This is a genomic window from Labilithrix sp. (genome assembly GCA_019637155.1).
In the GTDB taxonomy this organism is placed as follows: Bacteria; Myxococcota_A; Polyangia; order Polyangiales; family Polyangiaceae; genus Labilithrix.
The window spans coordinates 51,705-71,775 of the sequence record JAHBWE010000031.1; the positions used below are offsets into that span (position 1 = coordinate 51,705).

Sequence of the window (20,071 nt, forward strand, 5' to 3'; positions counted from 1 at the left end):
TCGCGACTCAGAACATGTTCTTGGGGTCGAGCGGCTTCCCATCCGGCCCACGCCCAGCCTTGCGATACGCCTCGTCGGGCGTCATCGACGGGGCGGGGGGCGGCGGCGTGACGTCACGGACTCTCATCGAGCTCCGCGCAGCGTCCTTGTACGAAACGGTGACTTCGATGTGGAGGCGCCGGTTCGGCTCCTTCGGCGGGACGGCGTCTTCGAACGTCGTCTTCTGGGCGCCGGCGACGATCTTCGCGTCTTGCACGTGCGCGCGGACGTAGTTCGAGAGCTCCTCCGGCAAGAGCCGGCTCCGGACCTCCACCATGTCCGTGATGCGATAGACGATGGACGAGTCCCGCGGAAGGACGAGGCCGAAGGCGTTCTCGTGCCCTTCGGGGAACTCGCCCTCGCGGAGGTGATCTTTCGGTTTGCCCGCGTCGACCTCGGGGGGTGGCGGTGGCTTCTTGCAAGCGGCGGCGAGGAGCGCCGCCGCGAGGATGGTCACTGCAGAACGAGCGCCCATGAATCGACTTTCGTCGCTTGCTTCGGGAGCGGTCGCGAGACCGACTTGCGGTCCGCCTGCGTGTTCCTGCCGGCGCCGCCGGGGCGGGTGATGCCGAACGTGAGGCTGTAGGATGACGAGGCGACGGATTGGTAGCCCATGTTGCCGTATTCGTCGGTTGCGGCGTCTTCCGAGCATGCGGAGGATGCGGTCAGCGTCACGCCGGGGATGATGTCGCTGATCGGCTGGCCGATGCTGTCGACGGGGATCACGTTCGCGACCTTCGATGCGCCCGGAGCACATAGCCCCGTGACCGAATCGATGTCGGTGTCCTGGCACCACTCGGGCCGGCCGCCGCTCGTCGGATCGCCGTCGGTGAACGGCGCGGTGTAGTGGAGGCCCCAGAGCTTGGTGAGGCCAAGGCCGGTGCAGATGGCGGAGCCCGTGGCGGGCTGGCGCGGCTGATACGACGCGAAGTAGAGGATGCGGTCGAAGACGGTCATCGGGCCGGTGACGCGCTCGGAGTTGGGGAGCACCTGCCACCAGAGCGTGCTGGCCTTCGGGAAGGAGCTCGCGTCGCGGACCTCGCGGATCGAGAAGACGTAGTTGGTGTCGCTGCTCGCGACCATGCTCTCCTGATCGCCGGTAGCCACATTGATGATGAGGCTCCCGGACTCGTCGAGCGAGAGGACCGGCGGGACCTGGATGGGGTGGCCGGCGAGCCCCGGAGTGGCGGCCGTCGTCACGGCATAGAGGTCCGAGAAGAGGTTCATGCGCCACCTTCGCGGGTCCGTGCTCGTGAAGTCGATGCGCCAGAGCGTGCCGTCGGCGTCGCCGATGAACGCCTTCTGGATCGGAACGCCGACCTGGTCCGGGAAGACGACGGGCGTGCCGACCATCGGCGAGTCGAGCGGGGTGTCGATCATCTTCAGCGAGGCGCCGATGAGGGCGGGGACGTCCTGATTGGCGCGCCCGAAGTGCGCGATGATCTCGCCGTTGTCGAGGCGGACGACCGTGACGCCGCGTCCCGGCACGGGCTGCGTGCAGTCGCCTCGCGCCCACCTGCGGACGTCCGTACGCGGCGTGCGGTCGGAGTAGTCCGCGCCGGACTCGTCGGGGGTCGTGGGCTTCGCGCGGCGCGGGCAGGTCTGGCCAGTGATCGGCGGCTCGTCGTAGCCGCCGGGGAGGATCGCGATCCCGACTTGGCGATCGACGTCGGCCGCGTCACGGATGACGACGGTCCCGACGGCGGGCGTCGACGTGTGCTTGCCGAACAGCGCGACCATCGGCGTGTTGCCGATGGTCGACCTGCGGATCTCCTTGGCCGGGTCGGTGGCGCTCGCCTGCGGCACGTCGGTGAGCTGCCACAGGAAGTGCGGACCCCTCATCGCCGCGCTGCCCGTGTCGCCGCTCGTCGAGACCTGGGCGATGTCGTTCGACGTCGGCGTCTGGTGGTTCGCCGTGCAGTCACCGCCGCAGTCCGCGTCGGTCACGTTGAGGGCGTAGTAGCCGCCCGTCGTTCCGATCCCGGCGACCAGCGTGGAGTGCCACTGCGAGGCGGCCTGCGTACCGGCCGCGGGGCGATCCCAGACCGTCTCACGCACGACGGGCGTGCCGTCGAGGAGGATCTGGTTGCCGCCGGGGTAGTTCGAGGCGAGGCGCGGAAGGACCGCCGGCGGGACGAACGCCCAGAGCTCGTGCTTCGCGTCCGTGCCGCCTTCATCGAGCGCCTTGAACGCGTGGAGGATGCCGTCGGTGGTTGCGGCGTAGAGGACCGTCCTCCGCGCGGCGCGGTTCGCCTGGTAGTCGCGGAAGCCGTCTTCACGGAGGAGGCTCTGCGGCGGCGGAACGATGGCGGGGTTGGCGTGATAGACGGCGCCGAGCGCAGCGCAGCGCGCGACGCAGACCTCGCCGGACGGGCACGTGGCCGGCAGCGCATGCGGGACGCACGAGTCGCCCGAGATCGAGCATTTGCCCGGCTCCGACTCGGACGTGCGGCACCGGACGTTGAAGTCGTAGCCGCGGAAGCTGAGGGGGGTCGGAACCGCGGTCGCAAACCCCCATACCACCGACGTGCACTCGGCTGGTCCTGCCGCACCGTCGAGCGCAGGGATCAACGTGGTGCCGCGGTCGATGCGGCCGCCGGTCTGTACCGCGCGACCACGCTTGCACGTGTGTTCGGTGATGCCGAGCGCTGCCGGCCACGCGGGGGGGAAGCTGAGAGGGGCGGGCATCGCGACCTCGGTTCCGCCGTAGGTCGGGGCCCCGCCGCCGGGCTTGGTGATGGGATCGGCGCCGGTCGACGACGGTGTTCCGGCGTTGGCGTACGGACGAACGGACGCGCTCGAGTCGATCGAGGTATCGCCGGCGTCGCCCGCAACGACCGAGAGGAAGAAGCGCGCGTTGTCCTCGGTCTGCTTCGCCAGGTTCTCGGACATGAAGTCGCCCTTGCTGGCGAGCTGGCTATCGTCGGGGAGAGAGGCGAGCTTCCCGGTGATAGGGTCGTTCTTGCATACGAACCGTGTGCGGTCGATCTCGCCGGACCACGGGCGCTGGGAGCTCGGGATGAACGTACCGTGGAACTGGCCGGCGACGGCGGTGGGCGACGCCGCGGTCGCGGAAGCCGAGAAGCGAGTCGACGGAGACATCACGGGGATCGTCTTCGTGCTCGCGCTGCGGATGATGTTCGCCATGATGCGGCCGAACGCGAGGACGATGTCGGCCTGCGACTCTGCGAAGAACGCGCTCGTCTCGGACCCCGCGAGCGCGAGCTCGTTCAGCTTGCAACACGCGTAGCCGGTCGTGCCCTCCGTCGGCGGTGGGGTGCAAGCCGCCTGCATCGCGAGCGCAGCGTCGTGGTCGCTGCTTGCGGAGGCGGCCACCTGGTCGAACCATCCCTTGCACGAGGTGACGCCGGTGGGGAGGCCCTCGGCAGGGCCGCCCGCCACGCCGTTCACGGAGAAGCCGATCACGAAGGTGGTGACCTTCTTCAGCGGGTCCGTCGCGGTGAACATGTCGTTCGCGATGACGGAGCCGCGCTCGTACGGACAGTCCGTCCCGGCGCAGCCGCCCGCGCCACGGAGATCGAGGTTCGGGGCGCCGTCGGTGAGGAGGACGATGTACTTGTCGCGGCAGCCGTACGGATCGCTCCGCGGCCCCGCCGGATCGTCCCAGAGGAAGGTGCGCGCGTCGTCGAGCATCCCGTCGATCGGCGTCGCACCCCATGGACGCGACGCGAGGAGCACCTGCTGGACGTGCTCGTTCTGCGCGCCGAGCTCGTAGAGGTTCGCGTCGGGGTCCGGGAAGGGGACCAAGCGTCCCTCCCACGGCGGCGCGCCCCGGTTGCGCGCGCCGACCTCTTGTGGGGTGAACGGGCAGGGCGGGGCGGTCGTCGGCCTGCCGCGAGTCCAACCGATCTCCGGGAAGACGGTGACGGGGCAGTCTGCGTCCGTCGCGATGCACGTGCGGGTGTTGTAGTCGGCGCTAGTGGAGCGTCGGTGGTAGCTCCACGTGCCGGTGAACGGGTTCGCGATGTCGATGTACGTGTTGCTGCCGCTCGTGGTCACGCCCGTGAAGCCTGACGTGTCGCTGTCGAACATCATGAGCGCGAAGCGCGCAAAGTCGCGCGCGACGTCGAGCTGCCCGTCGTTCGTCTGCTCGAACGTGCATCGGCTCAGCCCCGACGCATCCGTCGCGATGAGCCCGTTGTTGATCGAGTTGTAGAGGACGCTTGCGAGCGCGTTGTCGGGGAAGTCCGTGGCGAGGCCGCCGGCTCCGAGGCCGTTGGGGCCGACGCCGTTGGGAGAGCTCGCGCCCGGGAGGTGCCACGGCGTGATCGCGCAGGCGTTCGCCGGCGAGTTGCCGGAGGTCGGCTGGTGGTACGGGATCGCGTAGCCGACGTCGTACGGCGGCTGGTTGTTGATCTTGTAGATCTGGGCGAACGGTTCCGTCGCGCCGCGCGGCCTCGCCGCGCAGCTGAAGAACGGCTGGATGTTGCCGGTGAGCGCCTGGAGCAGCATGCCCCAGCGGTTCGGCTCGCTCATGACGCCGTGGTCGCACAGCGTTCCCGGATCCTCGCCGGGGAGCTTGTTGTTCGGCATGCGCTCCATCGAGCCGGAGTTGTCGACGAGGAGCAGGACGTCCGGCAGAGGACGGCTCGACGTCCCCGCGACCTGCGCGTGGGCGGCTCCGGAGAGCGAGAGCGCAGCAGAGCCGACGACGAGAGCGGCGAGACGAGCCGAGCGGAACGAATGGCGTTGCACGGTTGGTCCTCCTCAGTTCACTGCATGTAGGGGCCGACGACGAGGCGTCCGCGCCCGACGACGATGGAGTGAGCGGGTTGCATCACACCGCCCACGGCTGCTGGACGCATCTCCGCGAACACGGTAGCGCGGATCACGGTGAAGACCGGCGGCGGGCCTGCCGCGGAAGAGACCGAGTATCCGGCCGGCGCAGCCCAGTCGATCGGATTGGTGAGCTCGACCCGGATGTTGGCGTAGCTCTGCACCTCGCCGAAGCTCTGGTTCGAGAAAGGTATCGTGTACGGCGGAGCGTTGTAGCCGTCTGGCGGCGTGCTGGGGTCGGGGTAGTTGTTCGGGTCTTCGGAGTAGGGTTTCATCGACTTCGGCGTCAGAGTGAGGCACGCCTCCGCGACGCGGTCGCGAATCGAGCTTCCGCCGGAGGTGAGCGGCTTCGAGGTCGTGCAATCCACCCTCGAACTGACGCGCACCGCCGCGTCCGCCATCATGTCGTTCATGACGACGCGCGCGTTGCGCGGCGTGAGCATCGACGCCGTCATCGTGACCGCGAGCTCCGCCGCGTGCTGTCCCTGCGCGGCCTGACGCCCATGACCGGCCGCGCGGACCTGCTGCGCGGTCCCCGCCAGGCTCCAGGCGCCCATCGCCGCGAGGAGCCCGAGCGTGATCGCGACGATGAAGAGCGCGGCGCCGCCGGCGCGACGACGGGCCCGAGCGCGGCGAAGTGCGATCGGTCGAGTGGTGGCCATCAGTAGAATGCCCCCGCCTGGTTGGTGAGCGCGACCTCGGAGACGACCGTGCGGACGCGCGCGAACTTCCTGCAAGGTGTAGCGGTGTCGACGCAGACGCGGGCCCTGGAGGTCGCCACGCCCGTGGGAAGATCGACCTCACGGTCGGCCACGGCGGCGCGGATGGCGAGGCGGAACCGAACGGAGCGTACGCGCTGCGGCCCGGGCTGCCCCGGCAGGATGCTGTTGGGGCCGTTCGTCGCGTTGAAGATGCTTCCGTTCCCGTTGTCCGTGTCCATGTCGTAGACGACATGGCGCGCGGCGCCAGTGGCGCCGGGAACGTCGAGGACGATCCCGAACTTGAGGTCGGTCGCGTACTCGGCGATGACCTCGGGCGGACCGACGGCCACGCCGTCGAAGTCGATCACCTGACGCACGAGATCGACCTTGGCCACCTGGCCGAGGCCGGGCTCGGTGTGGAAGCTCGCGTTCATCGACTCGGTCGCCAGCGCGAGCCTCCAGACGACGCGCGAGAGCGGCGCGATGGTGACGCGACCGCCTTCGCTCGAGCCACAGCCGCGCGCGACGCCGCCGGCCGGGTTCTCGTAGGAGTCGCCGCCGACACCCGACCCGCTGTTCGCGTAGAGGACGCCGCGCAGGTTCGTGTCGCCGGAGACCGTGACCGCGAGCCTCCCTCCGGCCACATCGACGTTGCAGACCGGGACGTAGTGGTGGCACCCGATCGCGTCCGTCACCTGCGCGAGGAACCTCCTGCCCGCGACGGGCTGGAAGGCGGTCCTCGCGTTGTTGCGAAAGCGAGTATCGTCGTAGGGGACCGAAGCCGACATTCCCGCGAGCTGGTAGACCGCGGCGTCGGCGTTGGGATCGAGGGTGATCGTCTGCGCGTTCGCGCAGCCGCCGCCCGCGCCGGCGTTCATCGTGATCGTCCCGCTGTACGCGTCGTCGCTCGTCATGTTGCCGACGATCTCGACCGCGTCGGGAACGATGCCGACGTCCGTGAGCGGCGCCGGGACACCGAACTGGGTCGAGCCCACGTCGATGCGCAGGCCGCGCAGTCGGAGGATTCCGGCGTAGCGGGCGACGTTGGCATCGCCGTCGGGGACGTTCGCGAGGCGCGCGACCTTCGGGTCGAGCACGATGTTCGGGGTCGACATGAAGGACGCGCGCGAGAGGTCCTGCCGCAGGCGATCCGCCCCCATGCGGAGCGCCATCTCGGTCGACGACGTCCTTACCTCCTCGTGGAAGGTGAGGGTCGCCGAGCGGGCGAGGGCGACCGACGCGAGGGCGACGATGAGGCCCATGACGAGCGCGACCATCAGCTCGGTGAGCGTGAAGCCGCGCGCGCGCGCGCGCCTGAGGCTGGTCTTGCGACGGGGGATGCTCATGGCTCCGGGTTCGGCCGCACAGCGGTCGTGACGTGGACGAAATGGAGTCTGGGTTTGTTCGCTTCGGGGTCGTATCCGAAGCAGTCTACGATCGGCGCCTCGTCGAGACGTGCGTAGTACACACGGATCTCGGCGCGCAGGAGCGCGGTCATGCGCTGGGACGCTCCCGTGGCTCCGGGATGGGTGATCCACCGGAAGCGATACTGCGTGCAGAAGATGTGAGGGTCTCCGCCCGCCGCCGGAAGATCGCGGCCGAAGAGATCGAACGCGGGGCTCCGGCCTACGTGATCGCCCGCGAGGGGGGGCGTGGTCCACGGGCCGAGCGTGGTCGCGTCGAGGCCTGCGGCGCCAGAGAGCCAGGTGGTCTGCGCGAGGTTGTTCTCGTCGGGGAAGGAGGCGCTCGGCCGCGTCCAGAACGCCGCGTCGCGATGGAGCCGGGCGGACCACTCGTGCGCGATGTTCACGGCGATGTCCATGCGCCGCGCGTCATCACCGCCCTGAATCGTCACGCGCTGCATGCTGATGACGCCGGCCGCGCCGATCGCGAAGAGCGTCATCGCGCTCATCACCTCGACGACGGTGTAGCCGCGCTCGCGGCGGAGGCGAGTGCGCTTCATTCGGACTTGATCCTCGGGGCGCCGCCGCTGGCGATGATGACGCGGCGGGTGAGGCCGACGACGAGCCCGCCCGTGTCGTGGCGCGCGATGTCGAGCTCCGCGACCCCGTTGAACGGGGGCTGGCTCTGCATGGCAGCGATCGCGTTCGCCGCGCTGTTGTCGGACCCAAAGTAGGTCGTGCCGTTCGGCGTCGTGCAGAGCGCCCACGCGTCCACGTTGGCCGGTGGGTCTGTCCCGGTCGCGACGCGCCCGAGCATCATCATGTTTTGCTTCACCTGCACCGAGGCGGCGGACATGTTGTTGAGATTGAGCGACTCGATGTGCACCCAACGGTCGCCGGCGGCCGGTGTCAGCGCCGTCACGTTCTGCCACTGGTTCGGAGCCCGGCAGCTCGAGACTGGGTTCGGGCCCGCGATCGGAGTGCTCGTCGCGAGGAGGCCGTCCGTCGCCTCGAAGACGTGGAGCTCGCCTCTTCCGGCGCCTCTGATGTAGAGCACGAGGTGCGCGGCGCCGCGGCCCGCCGAGCGAGCGCGTGCATTGTGCACCATTTCCGAGACCTGGCGGGCGTAGGAGAACGCGAGCTGGTCGTCGCGCGCGGTGGCGAGCGAGGGCGCGGCGAGGGCGGCGAGGATCGCGATGAGCATGACGACGACCATCAGCTCGATGAGCGTGAAGCCGCGTCGCGAGCGGCGTCGCGTGGTGCGTCGTAGTGCGAGGGATCCCTTCATCAAGGCGCCGGTTCCACGTGAACACAGCAAGTGCCATGCCTCTCGGGGCACGAGGTCGGACACGCGGGCGGAGCGGGTTTTCTCGTGCCGGGAGGCGTGGAGGTCGAACCGTTTGCGGGGCTACGAAAAAAGTAGCCGGGCCTGGTCGGTGCTCGACTATGACCGATGGCCATGAAGTCTCGTCGGTTTGGCCTCTTTTTCTCCATCACGCTCTCCGTGTTCGGGACGGGGTGCAAGGACGACAAGCCGAAGGACAACCCGCCGCCTCCTCCTCCCGTCGCTTCCGCGAACCCCGCGCCGTGCGCGAAGGGGGGCGGTGAGCTCACCGACGGAGTCTCGGCGCCGATGCTGCCGAAGGCGGCCGCGGGCTACTGCGTCGATCCGCAGGGGGAGGTGAAGACCTATGGCGAGAAGGGGAAGCTCTCGATGGACGAGGTCTGCACGACCGCGTTCGACGGGGAGTGTGAGGTCTACAAGCGGTTCGGGCTGAAGCGCGTCGTGTCGCTCCACTACGTCGACGGCAGCGGGAAGGGCGGGACGGTGGAGGTGAACCTCTCGCAGTTCGCGGACGTCGCGGGCGCGTATGGCATGTACACGCTCCGCGTTGCTTCGGGCGATCCGGCCGAGCCGTCGACGCCGCGTGTCCTCGAGGCGAAGGCGGCGGGCGCGATCGGGACCGGGCGCGCGTACGTGTGGCGCGCGCAGCACCTCGTCGAGCTGACGTACGTGAACGAGAACGAGTCGCCGGAGCAGAGCGCGAAGTCGAGTGAGGTCGTGCTCTCCGCCGTCGGCAAGGAGATCGGGAGCCGCCTCCCCGGCGCCGAGACGCTGCCGCCCGCCGCGCAGATGCTGCCGCCGGCGAACCGCATCGCGCAGGGCATCGTCTTCCATCCGAAGGAGGTCCTCGGCTGGCCGGGGATCGGACCCGGCGCGGTCGGCTTCTACAAGGAGGGCGATCGCCGCTGGCGTGTCCTCGCGATCGTGAAGGACGACGCGGAGCAGGCGAAGGACGCCTTCAAGACGATGAAGGCGAAGCCGGGGACGTTGCCGATCGCGAACAGCGGCGGCGACGAGGGCGCGCACGTCGTCGTGCCGACGAAGGGCGAGAAGGTCGAGATGTTCATCGTCCGCAAGGGCAACGTCATCTGGGGCGTCGGCGACGAGGAGTACGCCCTCCGCGGCGGCGACGCCGCCAAGGCCCGCATCACGAAGGACGAAGCCACGACCAAGATGAAGACCCTCCTCACGCTCCCGCCGCCCCCCGCCTCCGCTCCCGCTCCCGCTCCGAGTGGCTCCGCCGCCCCGGCCCCGAGCGGCTCCGCCGCCCCCAAGTAGCTCCTGCCTACGGTTGCGAGCGGGGCCCCTGCGTTGAAGCCCCCTTGCCCTGCAGGCTCTTGCGCTCGAAGCAGTGGGCGTCGACGTTGAGCTTCTTCCGCACCAGCTTCGTGTCGGCGATGAAGCGCGTCGACGCGGGATCGTGGTAGCCGCTGACGTCGGGGAGGTCGGGGACGTGCGCGCGATGGAAGCGGACGATGCGGCGCATCAGGTGATCGCGCACCCACTTGCCGACGAGCGACGCGAGGCCGATGAGGATGTGGCCCTCCTCCGCGTCGCGGAGGAACGAGAGGCGGCCGACGCCGGGGACCTGGTAGTCGCTGCGCGCGCGGCCTTCGCCGAGGACCGTGTGGAGCCGGCCCGCGAGCGGCCCGAAGCGATCGGCGTAGAAGTCGAAGCCGCCGACCTTGCCGCAGAGCGCGAGGACGTCCTCGCCGGCGTCGGCGCGCGCGGCGAGCGTGAGCCGCTCCATCGTGTGGAGGTCGACGTCGAAGCGTGAGCGGCCGAGGTGGATCGCGTCGTTGAGGCGGCGCGTGCAGACGATCGCGACGCGCACGCGGACGACGTCGAGCCCCTTCGCGGCGAGGCGATCGAGGTCCTTCGCGCAGCGCGCGACGTCCGCCGCGGAGGACACGAGCGCTTCGCCGGCGTCGCCCCAGCAGAGGTCCACGTGATGCGACGGACACGGCGCACGGAGCTCGCCTTCGGAATCGAGCACGATCGCGCGAAGCAGCTCGGCCGGCGTGGCCGGAGCGAACGCCGCGGTCGCGGCGGGCATCGCGGTCGCGGTGGGCATCGCGGTCGCGGCGGGCCTGGCCGTCGCGTTCGTCGCGGCCATCGACGCCGTCGCGGGCGCTTCGGTTGGTGGGGCGGTCGGGCCTCGCTGGGCCAGCGCTCGTGCCCAGGCTTCGCCGAGGGTGCTGTCGTCGAACGCGACGAGTCGCTTCGAGTCGCCGATGCGTTTTGCGAGCGCGCCGCGTGGTTTCTTCGTCGCGAGGTCGAGGCCTACGCTCGGTTCCGCGGCGCGGGCGAGGACGGAGGTGACGACGAGCGGGCCGAGCCGCGGGCCCATGCCGTTCTCGTCGATGCCGACGAAATGGCGTCCGGTCCACGGCGGCAGGGCTGGAGTGGGCGGCACGGCTCGGGTCTATCGCGTCGAGGGGCCGTGGACGACGGAAAATTGCCGCATACGGCCCGGGGGGAGGCCTGGTGAGGCTCGTGCATAAGTGGCTGGAACTCGAGGGCAAGGAAATGGAATGATGAGCGGCTTGCGGGGGTTGTTCGCCAAGCGTTGACCGGACGGAGCACGATGCTTACCGTGTCGGGCCCTCGCGACAGCCGGCGAATCCGCCAGCGCGCTTTTGGAGGCCGTGATGAACAAAGTCCAACTGAAGAAGTTCAAGACCCTCCTCACCGAGAAGCGCGACGAGATCGTGAAGAAAGCGAAGCAGACGCTCGAAGAGGACATGACCCTCGACTCGAACGACCTGCCGGACGAGATGGACCTCGCTTCGAGCGAGTACCTCCAGTCCTTCACGTTCCGCCTCCGCGGTCGTGAGAAGGTGTTCCTCGACAAGATCGAGAAGGCGCTCCGCAAGATCGAAGACGGCAGCTTCGGCACCTGCGAGGAGTGCGGCGAAGAGATCTCGGTGAAGCGCCTCGAAGCGCGCCCGGAGACCACCCTCTGCATCCGCTGCAAAGAGGATCAGGAGCGCCACGAAAAGGACTACACCTGAGCCCTCGCGTCCTCGTGCCCCGGCGCGCACCCGAGCGATAGCCCGCTAACGTCGGACGCTACGGTCCGACGTCTCGCGTCCGCGACTCTGCACACCGTCCGGGTGGTGCTTCGGAGGACGCGCTCGCGTGTGCGCGGGCTACTCGCTGAGCGTGGTGCTTCGGAGGAGGAGCTGGGTCATTTCTAGGTAGAAACGCGCGGCGGCGTCGCCGTCGCGGAGGCGGCGTAGGAGCTCCTTGTAGAAGGAGAAGCGCACGCTGGGCGTCATCAAGCTCGGGGCGGGCTCGGCGCGGGCCGTCTCGACGACGCGTGTCCACCACGTGAGCTCGCGCTCGAAGAGGCGGTTATTGCCCATCTTCGCGAGGGAGGTCCACACCTCGCTCTCGACCTTCCACGCTTCGGACGCGTCCTCGATCGTCTCGAGCGACGCGACGACTTCGATGAGCCGCTCGATCTCCGTGCGGTCGACGCGGAGCTCGGCGAGGGCGACCATCGCGACGCCCTGGAGCATGCGTCGCTCGATCATCTCGCGCCGCTCGCGGGCGTCGACCGGGCCGAGCCGGTAGCGGAGCTCCGTCACCTCGACCGAATACGCGCGCGACGCGTCCGCGACGCGCGTCGTCCCGCCCTGCCGCGTCTCGAGGAGACCCCAGTCGCCGAGCTTGTGGATCGCCTGCCGCACGGTGCCGCGCGCGCACCCGAAGCGCTCCGCCAGCACGCGCTCGCTCGGCAGCGCGTCGCCCTCCCGCAGCTCCCCGCGCACGATGAGCGCCCCGAGCTGCTCGACGATCTGCTCCGCCGCCCGCTCCTTCGGCAGGAGCGGCTGGCTGGGTAACTTGGTCGCCATGTTTCTCACCAACGTTACAGCACACATTGGCTATCTGCTTGAAATGACGTGAGACAGCGAGGGCACGTGGGTTGAACAACTTGGTCACCAAGTGACCAGATGCTGACCCGCCTCCTCCTCGCCCTCTGCCTGCTCGTCGGCTGCAACAGCCCGGGGACGATGCCGATCGAGGAAGAGCCGGAAGCGGCGATCGATACGATCGAGGCCCCGCCGCCGGCCCCTCCGCCCGCGCCCGCGGCGCCGGCGTGCACCGGAAAGGGCGGCGCGCCCGGCGATACGACGATCACGCTGCACGTCGGCGCGCGCGCTCGCGAGGCGATCCTCCACGCGCCGCCGAGCTACGACCCCGCGCGCCCGCTGCCGCTCGTCCTCGTGCTTCATCCGCTGCTGCTCGACCACGTGCAGATGCGCGACACGGTCCGGATGGAGCGCTTCTCCGACGAGGGCGAAGGCGCGGGCTTCCTCACGCTCTTCCCGAACGGCGTCGACAAGAGCTGGAACGCGGGCGAGTGCTGCGGGACCGCGCGCGAGGAGAACGTCGACGACGTCGGATACATCCGCGAGCTGCTCGAAGAGGTGGCGAGCACGTATTGCGTCGACGAGACGCGCATCTTCGCGACCGGCTTCTCGAACGGCGCGTTCCTCTCCCATCGCCTCGGCTGCGAGCTCGGCGACACCCTCCGCGCGATCGTGCCCGTCGCGGGGACGCTCGGCATCCCCGAGGCCGACTGCAAGCGGACGACCCCGCTCCCCGTGCTCGCCTTCCACGGCACCGAGGACAAGCTCGTCCCGTACGGCGGCGGCAAGCCGAGCGGCGCGCTCGGGTTCCTCGGCCGCCTCCTCGACACCGCCGGCACGTTCCCGTCCCCCGCGACGACCGACGCCTTCTGGGCGAAGCACAACGGCGCGGCGGAGACGACGGTCTCGAGCTTCGCGCGCGGCGAGGTGTCGTGCGAGCAGCACGAAGGCGCGGCGCCGGTCACGCTCTGCACCGTGAAGGGAGGCGGCCACCAGTGGCCGGGCACGCTCGATCCCTTCCCCGTGATGGGCCACGCGACGAAGGACATCGACGCCACCGAAGCGGCGGTGAAGTTCTTCCGCGAGCACGGGCTGTAGCTCCGCGTCTCGCTACGTCTCGAACGGGCGCCACGAGGCGATCGCGTCGGCGCGCGCGCGGAGCGCCGGATCGAGCCGGCCGCTCACGGCGTCGCGGAGGGCGGCGGCCATCTCCGTCGCGCTCGTGAAGCGATCCTCCGGCTTCTTCGCGAGCGCGATCGCGAGGACCGCGTCCACGTCGGTGGGGAGCGAGGCGACGAGCTCGCTCGGGCGGACCGGCGCGTCGTGGACGATCGCGTAGAGGAGCTGCGGCGCCGTCGCGCCCGTGAACGGCGGCACGCCCGTGAGCGAGCGGTACACGACCGCGCCGAGCGCGAAGAGGTCCGTGCGCCTTCCGACCGCCTGGCTCTCGGCCTGCTCCGGCGCCATGTAGAGCGGCGTCCCGATGATGCGGTCGGCGGTGAGGGTGCCGCTCGAGCCCTCCTCCGTGCACACCCCGAAGTCCAGCACCTTCCACACCGGTCGCTTCCCCGCGACGCGGAAGATGTTCGCCGGCTTGAGGTCGCGATGGACGATCCCGGAGGCGTGGGCGACGGCGAGGCCGCGGGAGACGTCCTCGACCATGTCCGCGGCGGCGCGGACGTCGAGCCGCTCCTCGCGCCGGAGGATCGACGCGAGGTCTTCGCCGGAGAGGAGCTCCATCGCCATGTACGGCACGCCGTCGTTGCCCTCGCCGACGGCGTGGACCTCCACCAGGTTCGGCGAGCGAAGGCGCGACGCGACCGACGCCTCGCGCACGAAGCGGACGCGCCCGGTCTCGTCCTCGAGCGCGATGCCGGTGAGGAGCTTCAACGCCGCCTCTTCTCCGTCGCCGTTCTGCGCGGCGTAGACCTCGCCCATCGCGCCGCGACCGATGAGCGCGCCGACCTCCCACGCGCCGACGCGCGTGCCGGTGTAGATGCCGTCGCGCCCGCGCTGCGCCCGGAGCGCGGCCTCGAGGTCGCCGCGCGCCTCGTCGAGCTGGGCGACGCGGCGGCGCGCTTCGATCGCGCCGGCGCGCGCGAGCGCGATGCTCTCGAGCGCGGACTTGCGGCTCGAGCGCCCGTGGAGCAGGCCGAGCACGAAGAGCCCGGTCACGAGGAGCATCTGCGTGATCTTCTGGGAGCGCGGCACGTGCGTGGCGGAGAAGTGGCCGTCGTCCGGGAGGACGTCGAAGATCACCGCCGTCGCGAGCGCGACGTAGATCGCGATCTTGAGCCCGGCGAAGGCCCAGACGATCGGCCCCGTTCGCGCGCGCGCGAAGAACGGGATCCCGAGGACGCTCGCCGCGATGATGGGGGAGAAGAGGCCGACGTCGGCCTCGATCGCGGCCGAGCACAGCACCGCCGTCGCGCCGAAGGCGATCGTGCCGCCGCGCGAGTACGCCTTCTTCACCGCGGCGAGGTACCAGAGCGCCGCCGCCTCGAGCGCGAGGATGGGGACGAGCACGCGCGCGATGGGGCCGACCCAGGACGTGCTCTGGTTGATGTGCTGCGCGACGGCGCCCAACCCGGCGATGATCGCGGTGCCGCCGGCGAAGCTCTTCGTGCGCGCGATCTCGTCGTGGTGCAGGTCGTCGGCGAGCTGCTGCATCGGCGCCCCCACGACCGTCGACGCGTCGTGCACGTTCGCCGTCACCTGCGTCGTGGGAGGCTCGGAGTCCGCCTCCACTCGTTACACCGACGGCAGAGACGCCGACTTCTTCTTCGACGCCGGTCGCGTCTCGGCGCGGGAGAGGACCTCCGCGAGGTAGCGGCCCGTGTGCGAGCCCTTCGTCTTCGCGATCTCCTCCGGCGTGCCCGCCGCGACGATCGTGCCGCCCTTGTCGCCGCCCTCCGGGCCGAGGTCGACGACCCAGTCGGCGCACGCGACGACGTCGAGGTTGTGCTCGATGACGACGATGGTGTTGCCTTGATCGCGGAGCTCGAGGAGCGCGGCGAGCAGGATCTCGATGTCGGTGAAGTGGAGGCCGGTCGTGGGCTCGTCGAGGACGTAGAGCGTGCGCCCGGTCGCCTTGCGCGCGAGCTCGCGCGCGAGCTTCACGCGCTGCGCCTCACCGCCCGAGAGCGTCGTCGCCGGCTGGCCGAGCGTGAGGTAGCCGAGCCCCACGCGCCGGAGCGCGTCGAGCCGCTCGCGCACGCGCGGGATCGCCTCGAAGAACGGGATCGCGCGCTCCACCGTGAGATCGAGCGCGTCCGCGATCGAGAGGCCGTTGTAGTCGACCTCGAGCGTCTCGCGGTTGTACCGCTTGCCGCCGCACGTGTCGCAGGTGACGAAGATGTCGGGGAGGAAATGCATCTCCACCCGCAGCACGCCGTCGCCCTGGCACGCCTCGCAGCGCCCGCCCTTCACGTTGAAGGAGAAGCGGCCCGCCTTGTAGCCGCGCGCGCGCGCCTCCGGCTTTCCCGCGTAGAGCTCGCGCAACAGCGCGAACACGCCGGTGTACGTCGCGGGGTTCGAGCGCGGCGTGCGGCCGATCGGCGCCTGATCGATCGAGATGACCTTGTCGACGTGCTCGAGGCCGAGGACGGCGTCGCACTCGCCGATCGGCGCGGTCGCGGAGTAGAGCTTCGCGCGCGCGGCGGGGAGGAGCGTGTCGACGACGAGGCTCGACTTGCCGCTCCCCGACACGCCGGTGAAGCACGTGAAGAGGCCGGTCGGGACCTCCACCGAGACGTTCTTCAAGTTGTGCGCGCGCGCGCCCGCGACGCGGACCGCGCCCTTGCCGCGGGCCTTGCGCGTCTTCGGGATCGGGAGCTGCTTCTTGCCGCTCAGCCACGGACCCGTGATCGACTTCGGGTCCGCCATCACCTGCGCGGGCGCGCCGGCCGACACGATCGTGCCGCCGTGCGCGCCGGCGCCGGGGCCCATGTCGACGACGTGATCGGCGGCGAGGATCGCCTCGCGGTCGTGCTCCACGACGAAGACGGTGTTGCCGAGGTCGCGGAGGCGGATCTGGGCTTCGATGAGGCGCGCGTTGTCGCGCGCGTGGAGGCCGACCGAGGGCTCGTCGAGGACGTAGAGCACGCCCACGAGCGCGGCGCCGATCTGGGTCGCGAGGCGGATGCGCTGGCCCTCGCCGCTCGAGAGCGTCTGCGCGCTGCGATCGAGCGAGAGGTAGTCGAGGCCGACGTCGATGAGGAACCCGAGGCGCGCGGTGACGGCGCGGAGGAGCGGCTCCGCGACCGCGTTCTCGCGCGCGGTGAACTGCTCGCCGTCCTTGCCGAGGCTCGAGAGGAAGCGGCGCAGCCGCTCGAGCGCCATCCGTCCGAGCTCGGCGATGTCCTTGCCGCCGAGCTTCACCGCGAGCGCCTCGGGCCGGAGGCGGCGCCCCTTGCACGCCGAGCAGGTGCGCGTGACGAGGAAGCGCCCGAGCTCGTCGTCGGCGATCCCGCCTTCGTCCTCGTCCGGATCGTCCTCCTCGATCTGCCGGTCGTCGCTCGCGTCGAGGCGCGCCTCGAGCCGCGGGACGATGCCGGCGTACGGCTTCTTCTTCTTCGACCTCCCCTTCGTCTCTTCGGCGCCGAAGAGGAGCGCCTTCTTCATCTCCTCGGGCTGCTTGGCCCACGCGAGGTCGGGATCGACGCCGAGCGCCTCGACCGCGGCCGCGAGCTCGGTCGCGAGGGCGACGGAGCCGCGGCGGCCCCACGCGAGCATCACGCCTTCGCGCAGCGAGCGCGCGGGATCGCCCACCACGCGCTCGGGATCGACGACCGTGCGCGCGCCGAGGCCGTCGCAGGCGGGGCACGCGCCGTGCGGGCCGTTGAACGAGAACATGCGCGGCTCGATCGGCGGCAGCGAGATCCCGCAGTCGACGCACGCGAAGCGCTCCGAGAGCCAGAACGGCTCCTCGCCCTCGACCGCGACGAGGAGGCGGCCTTCGCCCGTCTTCAGCGCGAGCTCGACGCTCTCGGTGACGCGGCCCTTCACGCCTTCTTTGTTCACGATGCGGTCGACGACGACGTCGAGGTCGTGCGCCTTGCTGCGATCGAGCTCGATCGGATCGCCGAGGTCGACGACGGTGCCGTCGATGCGGACGCGGACGAAGCCCTCGCGCTTGAGCGACTCGAGCTCCAGCTTCAGCTCGCCCTTCCGCGCGCGCGCGATCGGCGCGAGCACGCTGAAGCGCGCGCCCTCCGGCAGCGCGAGGACGCGGTCGACGATCTGCTGCACGGTCTGCGCTTCGATGCGCTTGCCGCAGCTCGGGCAGTGCGGGACGCCGATGCGCGCGAAGAGGAGGCGCAGGTAGTCCGCGATCTCGGTGACGGTGCCGACCGTCGAGCGCGGTGACTTCGAGAGCGGCCGCTGCTCGATCGCGATCGCGGGCGAGAGGCCGTCGATGCGGTCGACGTTCGGCTTCGCGAGCTGCTCGAGGAACTGGCGCGCGTAGGCGGAGAGCGACTCGACGTAGCGACGCTGGCCCTCGGCGTAGATCGTGTCGAAGGCGAGCGAGGACTTCCCGGAGCCGGAGGGCCCCGTGAAGACGACGAGCTTGCCGCGCGGGAGCGTCACGCTCACGTCACGCAGGTTGTGCTGACGCGCACCGCTGACGACCAGCTTGTCCATCGCGCCTAGCTTAGTCTTTTCTTGTTCGAGAGGGCTCTGCCCTCTCGAGCTCTCCCGCCGGGGCCGGTCGCGCGAAGACGCGCTCTACGCCCCGGACCCCCGAGAGGTTGCCCCGTAGTCATTCGAGCGCTTGGCCGAAGTCGCGAATGAGCTCGAGCTCGGATTCGATCCCGACGCTGACACGGATGAGCCCGTCGCCGATGCCGGCGAGGCGCCGTGTCTCGGCCGGCATCGTCGAGTGCGTGGTCGACGCGGGGTGGATCGCGAGCGTCCGCACGTCGCCGAGGCTCACCGCGTGGGTGGCGACCTTCAGGCGCTCGAGCGCGCGCCGGCCCGCGTCGAGGCCGCCGCGTAGCTCGAACGAGAGGAGGGCGCCGAACGCGTGCATCTGCTTGCACGCGAGCGCGTGGCCGGGATGGGAGGGGAGCGAGGGATGGTGCACGATCGCGACGGCGGGGTGGGAGGCGAGCGTGCGCGCCAGGGACGCCGCGGTGGCGCATGCGCGTTCTTGGCGCAGCGCGAACGTGCGGAGGCCACGCGCGACGAGCCACGCCGAGTGCGGCGCGAGGATGCCGCCGAAGCCCTTGATGACGGTGTCGCGGACGCGGTCGACCATCGCGCGTGCTCCCAGGACCGCGCCCGCGATCACGTCGCCGTGGCCGCCGAGGCCCTTCGTCACCGAGTGCACGACGAGGTCGACGCCGTGCGCGAGCGGCGTCTGGGCGAAGGGCGTCGCGAAGGTGCCGTCGGCGAGGACGCGCGCGCCGCGATCGCGCGCGAGGGCGACGACGGCGGGGAGATCGACGACGGCGAGGGTCGGGTTCGCGGGCGTCTCGACGTAGAGGAGCTTCGTCTTGTCCGTGATCGCGGCGGCGTACGCGGCGGCGTCGCCGTCGACGAACGTCGTCGTGATGCCGAGGCGCGGGAGCCGCTCGCGGAGGAGGCGCGCGCTCTCGGCGTACATCGATCGCGGCGCGACGACGTGATCGCCGGCCTCGCACAGCGCGAGGATCGCGCCCGAGATCGCGGCCATCCCGCTCGCGGTCGCGCACGCGCTCTCCGCGCCCTCGATCGCGGCGAGCTTCGCCTCGAGCGCGGTGACGGTGGGGTTGCCCCAGCGCCCGTAGATCCATGCGTCTTCTTCTCCGCGGAACGCGCGCGCGGCGTGCTCGGTGCTCTGGAACGCGAACGCGCTCGACATCACGATCGCGGGGTCGAGCGCGCCGTCGCCGGCGGGGTCCTCGCCGGCGTGGACCGCGAGGGTCGCGATCGCGTCGGCGCGGCGGCGGAGCTGGACCGCGTAGTCGAGGGCGGGATCGATCACGCGCGCGATGCTACTTCACGTGGTCGCGTCGTGACGAGGACGCCGCCCGCGACGACGAGGAGCATCCCGATCGTCGCGGTCGGGCCGGGGCGTTCGTCGAGCAGCGCCGCGCCGAGGAGCGCGCTCGCGACGACGGCGAGGTAGCTCATGCCGGCCACGCGCGCCGCGTTCTCGAGCGCGTACGCGCGCGTCATCGCGAGCTGCGCGACGCCGGCGCAGATCCCGGCGAGGAGCATGCAGACCGCGTCGCGGAGGGAGGGCAGCTTCGGATCGAAGAGCGAGAGCAGCGTCAGGACGACGGCGGCGAAGACGGAGAAGTGGAACGCGATCGCCTCCGGCGACTCGGTCTGTCCGACGCGGCGGAGCATCATCATCGCGATCGAGCTCGAGAGCGCGGCGCCGCACGCGGCGAGCGTCGTGACGGTCGCGCTCGGCCCCGTCGGCGAGGTGAGCGCCGCGGTCGTGGCGCCGAAGACGAAGCTCGGCCGCACGACGAGGACGACGCCCGCGAGCGCCACCGCGATCGCGAGCGCGACGATCGGGCGCGTCGGCTCGCGGAGGACGATCGGCGCGAGGAGCGCGAGGAAGACGGGCGACAAGTTGAGGAGGGTGACGACGTTTCCGAGCGACATTGTCTTCGACGAAATCGCATAGAACGTCGAGAGCATGCTCACCGTGCCGAACAAGCTCCGCCAGAACACGGCGCGCTGGTCCTTCGCCGCGACGGAGCGCCCGCGCGCGCGGGCGGCGGCGTAGGCGACGAGGGCCCCGATCGCCGCGCGGACGGCGGCCACCGTCGTCCACGAGGCCGACGCCGTCGCGACGCGGGCGAGGAAGTTCATCGTCGCGAAGAGGACGGCGCTGACCGCCATGAGGGCCAACGGAGATGGCGTCCGGCGCGAGGCGGAAAGGGGTAGCGGCAAGAGAAGCCGTGATAGCCT

At 70.6% G+C, this 20,071-nt stretch carries 15 protein-coding genes; 3 read left to right on the top strand and 12 right to left on the bottom strand.

Annotation, left to right across the window (positions count from 1 at the left end):
• Nucleotides 1–7: 7 nt before the first annotated feature.
• Genes KF837_42495 through KF837_42520 form a run of 6 tightly spaced genes read right to left on the bottom strand, consistent with a single transcriptional unit; the run spans nucleotide 8 to nucleotide 8,228 of the window.
• A complete protein-coding gene (locus KF837_42495; GenBank protein ID MBX3234040.1) occupies nucleotides 8–514 on the bottom strand; it encodes a hypothetical protein in 507 nt (168 codons plus the stop codon).
• Entirely contained in the window at nucleotides 493–4,755 is a 4,263-nt protein-coding gene (locus tag KF837_42500) for a hypothetical protein (protein ID MBX3234041.1), read from the bottom strand. The genes KF837_42495 and KF837_42500 overlap by 22 nt, the downstream gene beginning before the upstream one ends.
• 17 nt (nucleotides 4,756–4,772) lie before the next feature.
• On the bottom strand, nucleotides 4,773–5,498 hold the full coding sequence (locus tag KF837_42505) for a hypothetical protein (protein ID MBX3234042.1): 726 nt from the start codon (nucleotides 5,496–5,498) through the stop codon (nucleotides 4,773–4,775).
• Nucleotides 5,498–6,883, bottom strand: a complete 1,386-nt coding sequence (locus tag KF837_42510) for a type II secretion system protein (protein ID MBX3234043.1) — start codon at nucleotides 6,881–6,883, stop codon at nucleotides 5,498–5,500. The genes KF837_42505 and KF837_42510 overlap by 1 nt, the downstream gene beginning before the upstream one ends.
• The gene (locus tag KF837_42515; GenBank protein ID MBX3234044.1) at nucleotides 6,880–7,500 is read right to left on the bottom strand and encodes a prepilin-type N-terminal cleavage/methylation domain-containing protein; all 621 of its coding nucleotides are present in this window, start codon (nucleotides 7,498–7,500) and stop codon (nucleotides 6,880–6,882) included. Before KF837_42515 ends, KF837_42510 begins: the two co-directional genes overlap by 4 nt.
• Nucleotides 7,497–8,228, bottom strand: coding sequence for a prepilin-type N-terminal cleavage/methylation domain-containing protein (locus tag KF837_42520; protein MBX3234045.1), 732 nt, complete (start codon nucleotides 8,226–8,228; stop codon nucleotides 7,497–7,499). Before KF837_42520 ends, KF837_42515 begins: the two co-directional genes overlap by 4 nt.
• Before the next feature lie 171 nt (nucleotides 8,229–8,399).
• On the opposite strand from KF837_42520, the gene KF837_42525 reads away from it, so the two are divergent.
• Nucleotides 8,400–9,563 (top strand): hypothetical protein, encoded by a 1,164-nt coding sequence (locus KF837_42525; protein MBX3234046.1) that lies wholly within the window; start codon nucleotides 8,400–8,402, stop codon nucleotides 9,561–9,563.
• A 7-nt stretch (nucleotides 9,564–9,570) separates the two neighbouring features.
• Here the strand turns inward: KF837_42525 and KF837_42530 are convergent, their stop codons facing one another.
• Nucleotides 9,571–10,701, bottom strand: a complete 1,131-nt coding sequence (locus tag KF837_42530; protein MBX3234047.1) for a hypothetical protein — start codon at nucleotides 10,699–10,701, stop codon at nucleotides 9,571–9,573.
• Between the two features lie 235 nt (nucleotides 10,702–10,936).
• Here KF837_42530 and KF837_42535 point away from each other — a divergent pair, with 235 nt between their 5' ends.
• Nucleotides 10,937–11,299: a TraR/DksA C4-type zinc finger protein gene (locus KF837_42535; GenBank protein MBX3234048.1), complete on the top strand. Its 363-nt coding sequence runs from the start codon at nucleotides 10,937–10,939 to the stop codon at nucleotides 11,297–11,299.
• A gap of 138 nt (nucleotides 11,300–11,437) precedes the next feature.
• Here the strand turns inward: KF837_42535 and KF837_42540 are convergent, their stop codons facing one another.
• Nucleotides 11,438–12,145 (bottom strand): FadR family transcriptional regulator, encoded by a 708-nt coding sequence (locus KF837_42540; GenBank protein MBX3234049.1) that lies wholly within the window; start codon nucleotides 12,143–12,145, stop codon nucleotides 11,438–11,440.
• Between the two features lie 99 nt (nucleotides 12,146–12,244).
• On the opposite strand from KF837_42540, the gene KF837_42545 reads away from it, so the two are divergent.
• Nucleotides 12,245–13,261, top strand: a complete 1,017-nt coding sequence (locus KF837_42545) for a hypothetical protein (GenBank protein MBX3234050.1) — start codon at nucleotides 12,245–12,247, stop codon at nucleotides 13,259–13,261.
• Nucleotides 13,262–13,273: 12 nt separating this feature from the next.
• Here KF837_42545 and KF837_42550 read toward each other — a convergent pair whose 3' ends face one another.
• The 4 genes from KF837_42550 to KF837_42565 form a co-directional block, all read right to left on the bottom strand.
• Complete coding sequence (locus KF837_42550; protein ID MBX3234051.1) at nucleotides 13,274–14,911, bottom strand: serine/threonine protein kinase; 1,638 nt, start codon at nucleotides 14,909–14,911, stop codon at nucleotides 13,274–13,276.
• A gap of 3 nt (nucleotides 14,912–14,914) precedes the next feature.
• On the bottom strand, nucleotides 14,915–17,806 hold the full coding sequence (gene uvrA / locus KF837_42555; protein MBX3234052.1) for an excinuclease ABC subunit UvrA: 2,892 nt from the start codon (nucleotides 17,804–17,806) through the stop codon (nucleotides 14,915–14,917).
• 118 nt (nucleotides 17,807–17,924) lie between these two features.
• Nucleotides 17,925–19,130, bottom strand: coding sequence for an aminotransferase class I/II-fold pyridoxal phosphate-dependent enzyme (locus KF837_42560; GenBank protein ID MBX3234053.1), 1,206 nt, complete (start codon nucleotides 19,128–19,130; stop codon nucleotides 17,925–17,927).
• Nucleotides 19,127–20,002: a DMT family transporter gene (locus KF837_42565; protein ID MBX3234054.1), complete on the bottom strand. Its 876-nt coding sequence runs from the start codon at nucleotides 20,000–20,002 to the stop codon at nucleotides 19,127–19,129. The genes KF837_42560 and KF837_42565 overlap by 4 nt, the downstream gene beginning before the upstream one ends.
• Nucleotides 20,003–20,071: the final 69 nt, after the last annotated feature.

Coding starts and splice junctions, on each gene's coding strand:
- KF837_42545 (MBX3234050.1), top strand. CDS start 12,245: ATGCTGACCCGCCTCCTCCTCGCCCTCTGCCTGCTCGTCGGCTGCAAC.
- KF837_42495 (MBX3234040.1), bottom strand. CDS start 514: ATGGGCGCTCGTTCTGCAGTGACCATCCTCGCGGCGGCGCTCCTCGCC.
- KF837_42515 (MBX3234044.1), bottom strand. CDS start 7,500: ATGAAGCGCACTCGCCTCCGCCGCGAGCGCGGCTACACCGTCGTCGAG.
- KF837_42540 (MBX3234049.1), bottom strand. CDS start 12,145: ATGGCGACCAAGTTACCCAGCCAGCCGCTCCTGCCGAAGGAGCGGGCG.
- uvrA (MBX3234052.1), bottom strand. CDS start 17,806: ATGGACAAGCTGGTCGTCAGCGGTGCGCGTCAGCACAACCTGCGTGAC.
- KF837_42535 (MBX3234048.1), top strand. CDS start 10,937: ATGAACAAAGTCCAACTGAAGAAGTTCAAGACCCTCCTCACCGAGAAG.
- KF837_42525 (MBX3234046.1), top strand. CDS start 8,400: ATGAAGTCTCGTCGGTTTGGCCTCTTTTTCTCCATCACGCTCTCCGTG.
- KF837_42505 (MBX3234042.1), bottom strand. CDS start 5,498: ATGGCCACCACTCGACCGATCGCACTTCGCCGCGCTCGGGCCCGTCGT.
- KF837_42510 (MBX3234043.1), bottom strand. CDS start 6,883: ATGAGCATCCCCCGTCGCAAGACCAGCCTCAGGCGCGCGCGCGCGCGC.
- KF837_42520 (MBX3234045.1), bottom strand. CDS start 8,228: ATGAAGGGATCCCTCGCACTACGACGCACCACGCGACGCCGCTCGCGA.
- KF837_42565 (MBX3234054.1), bottom strand. CDS start 20,002: ATGGCGGTCAGCGCCGTCCTCTTCGCGACGATGAACTTCCTCGCCCGC.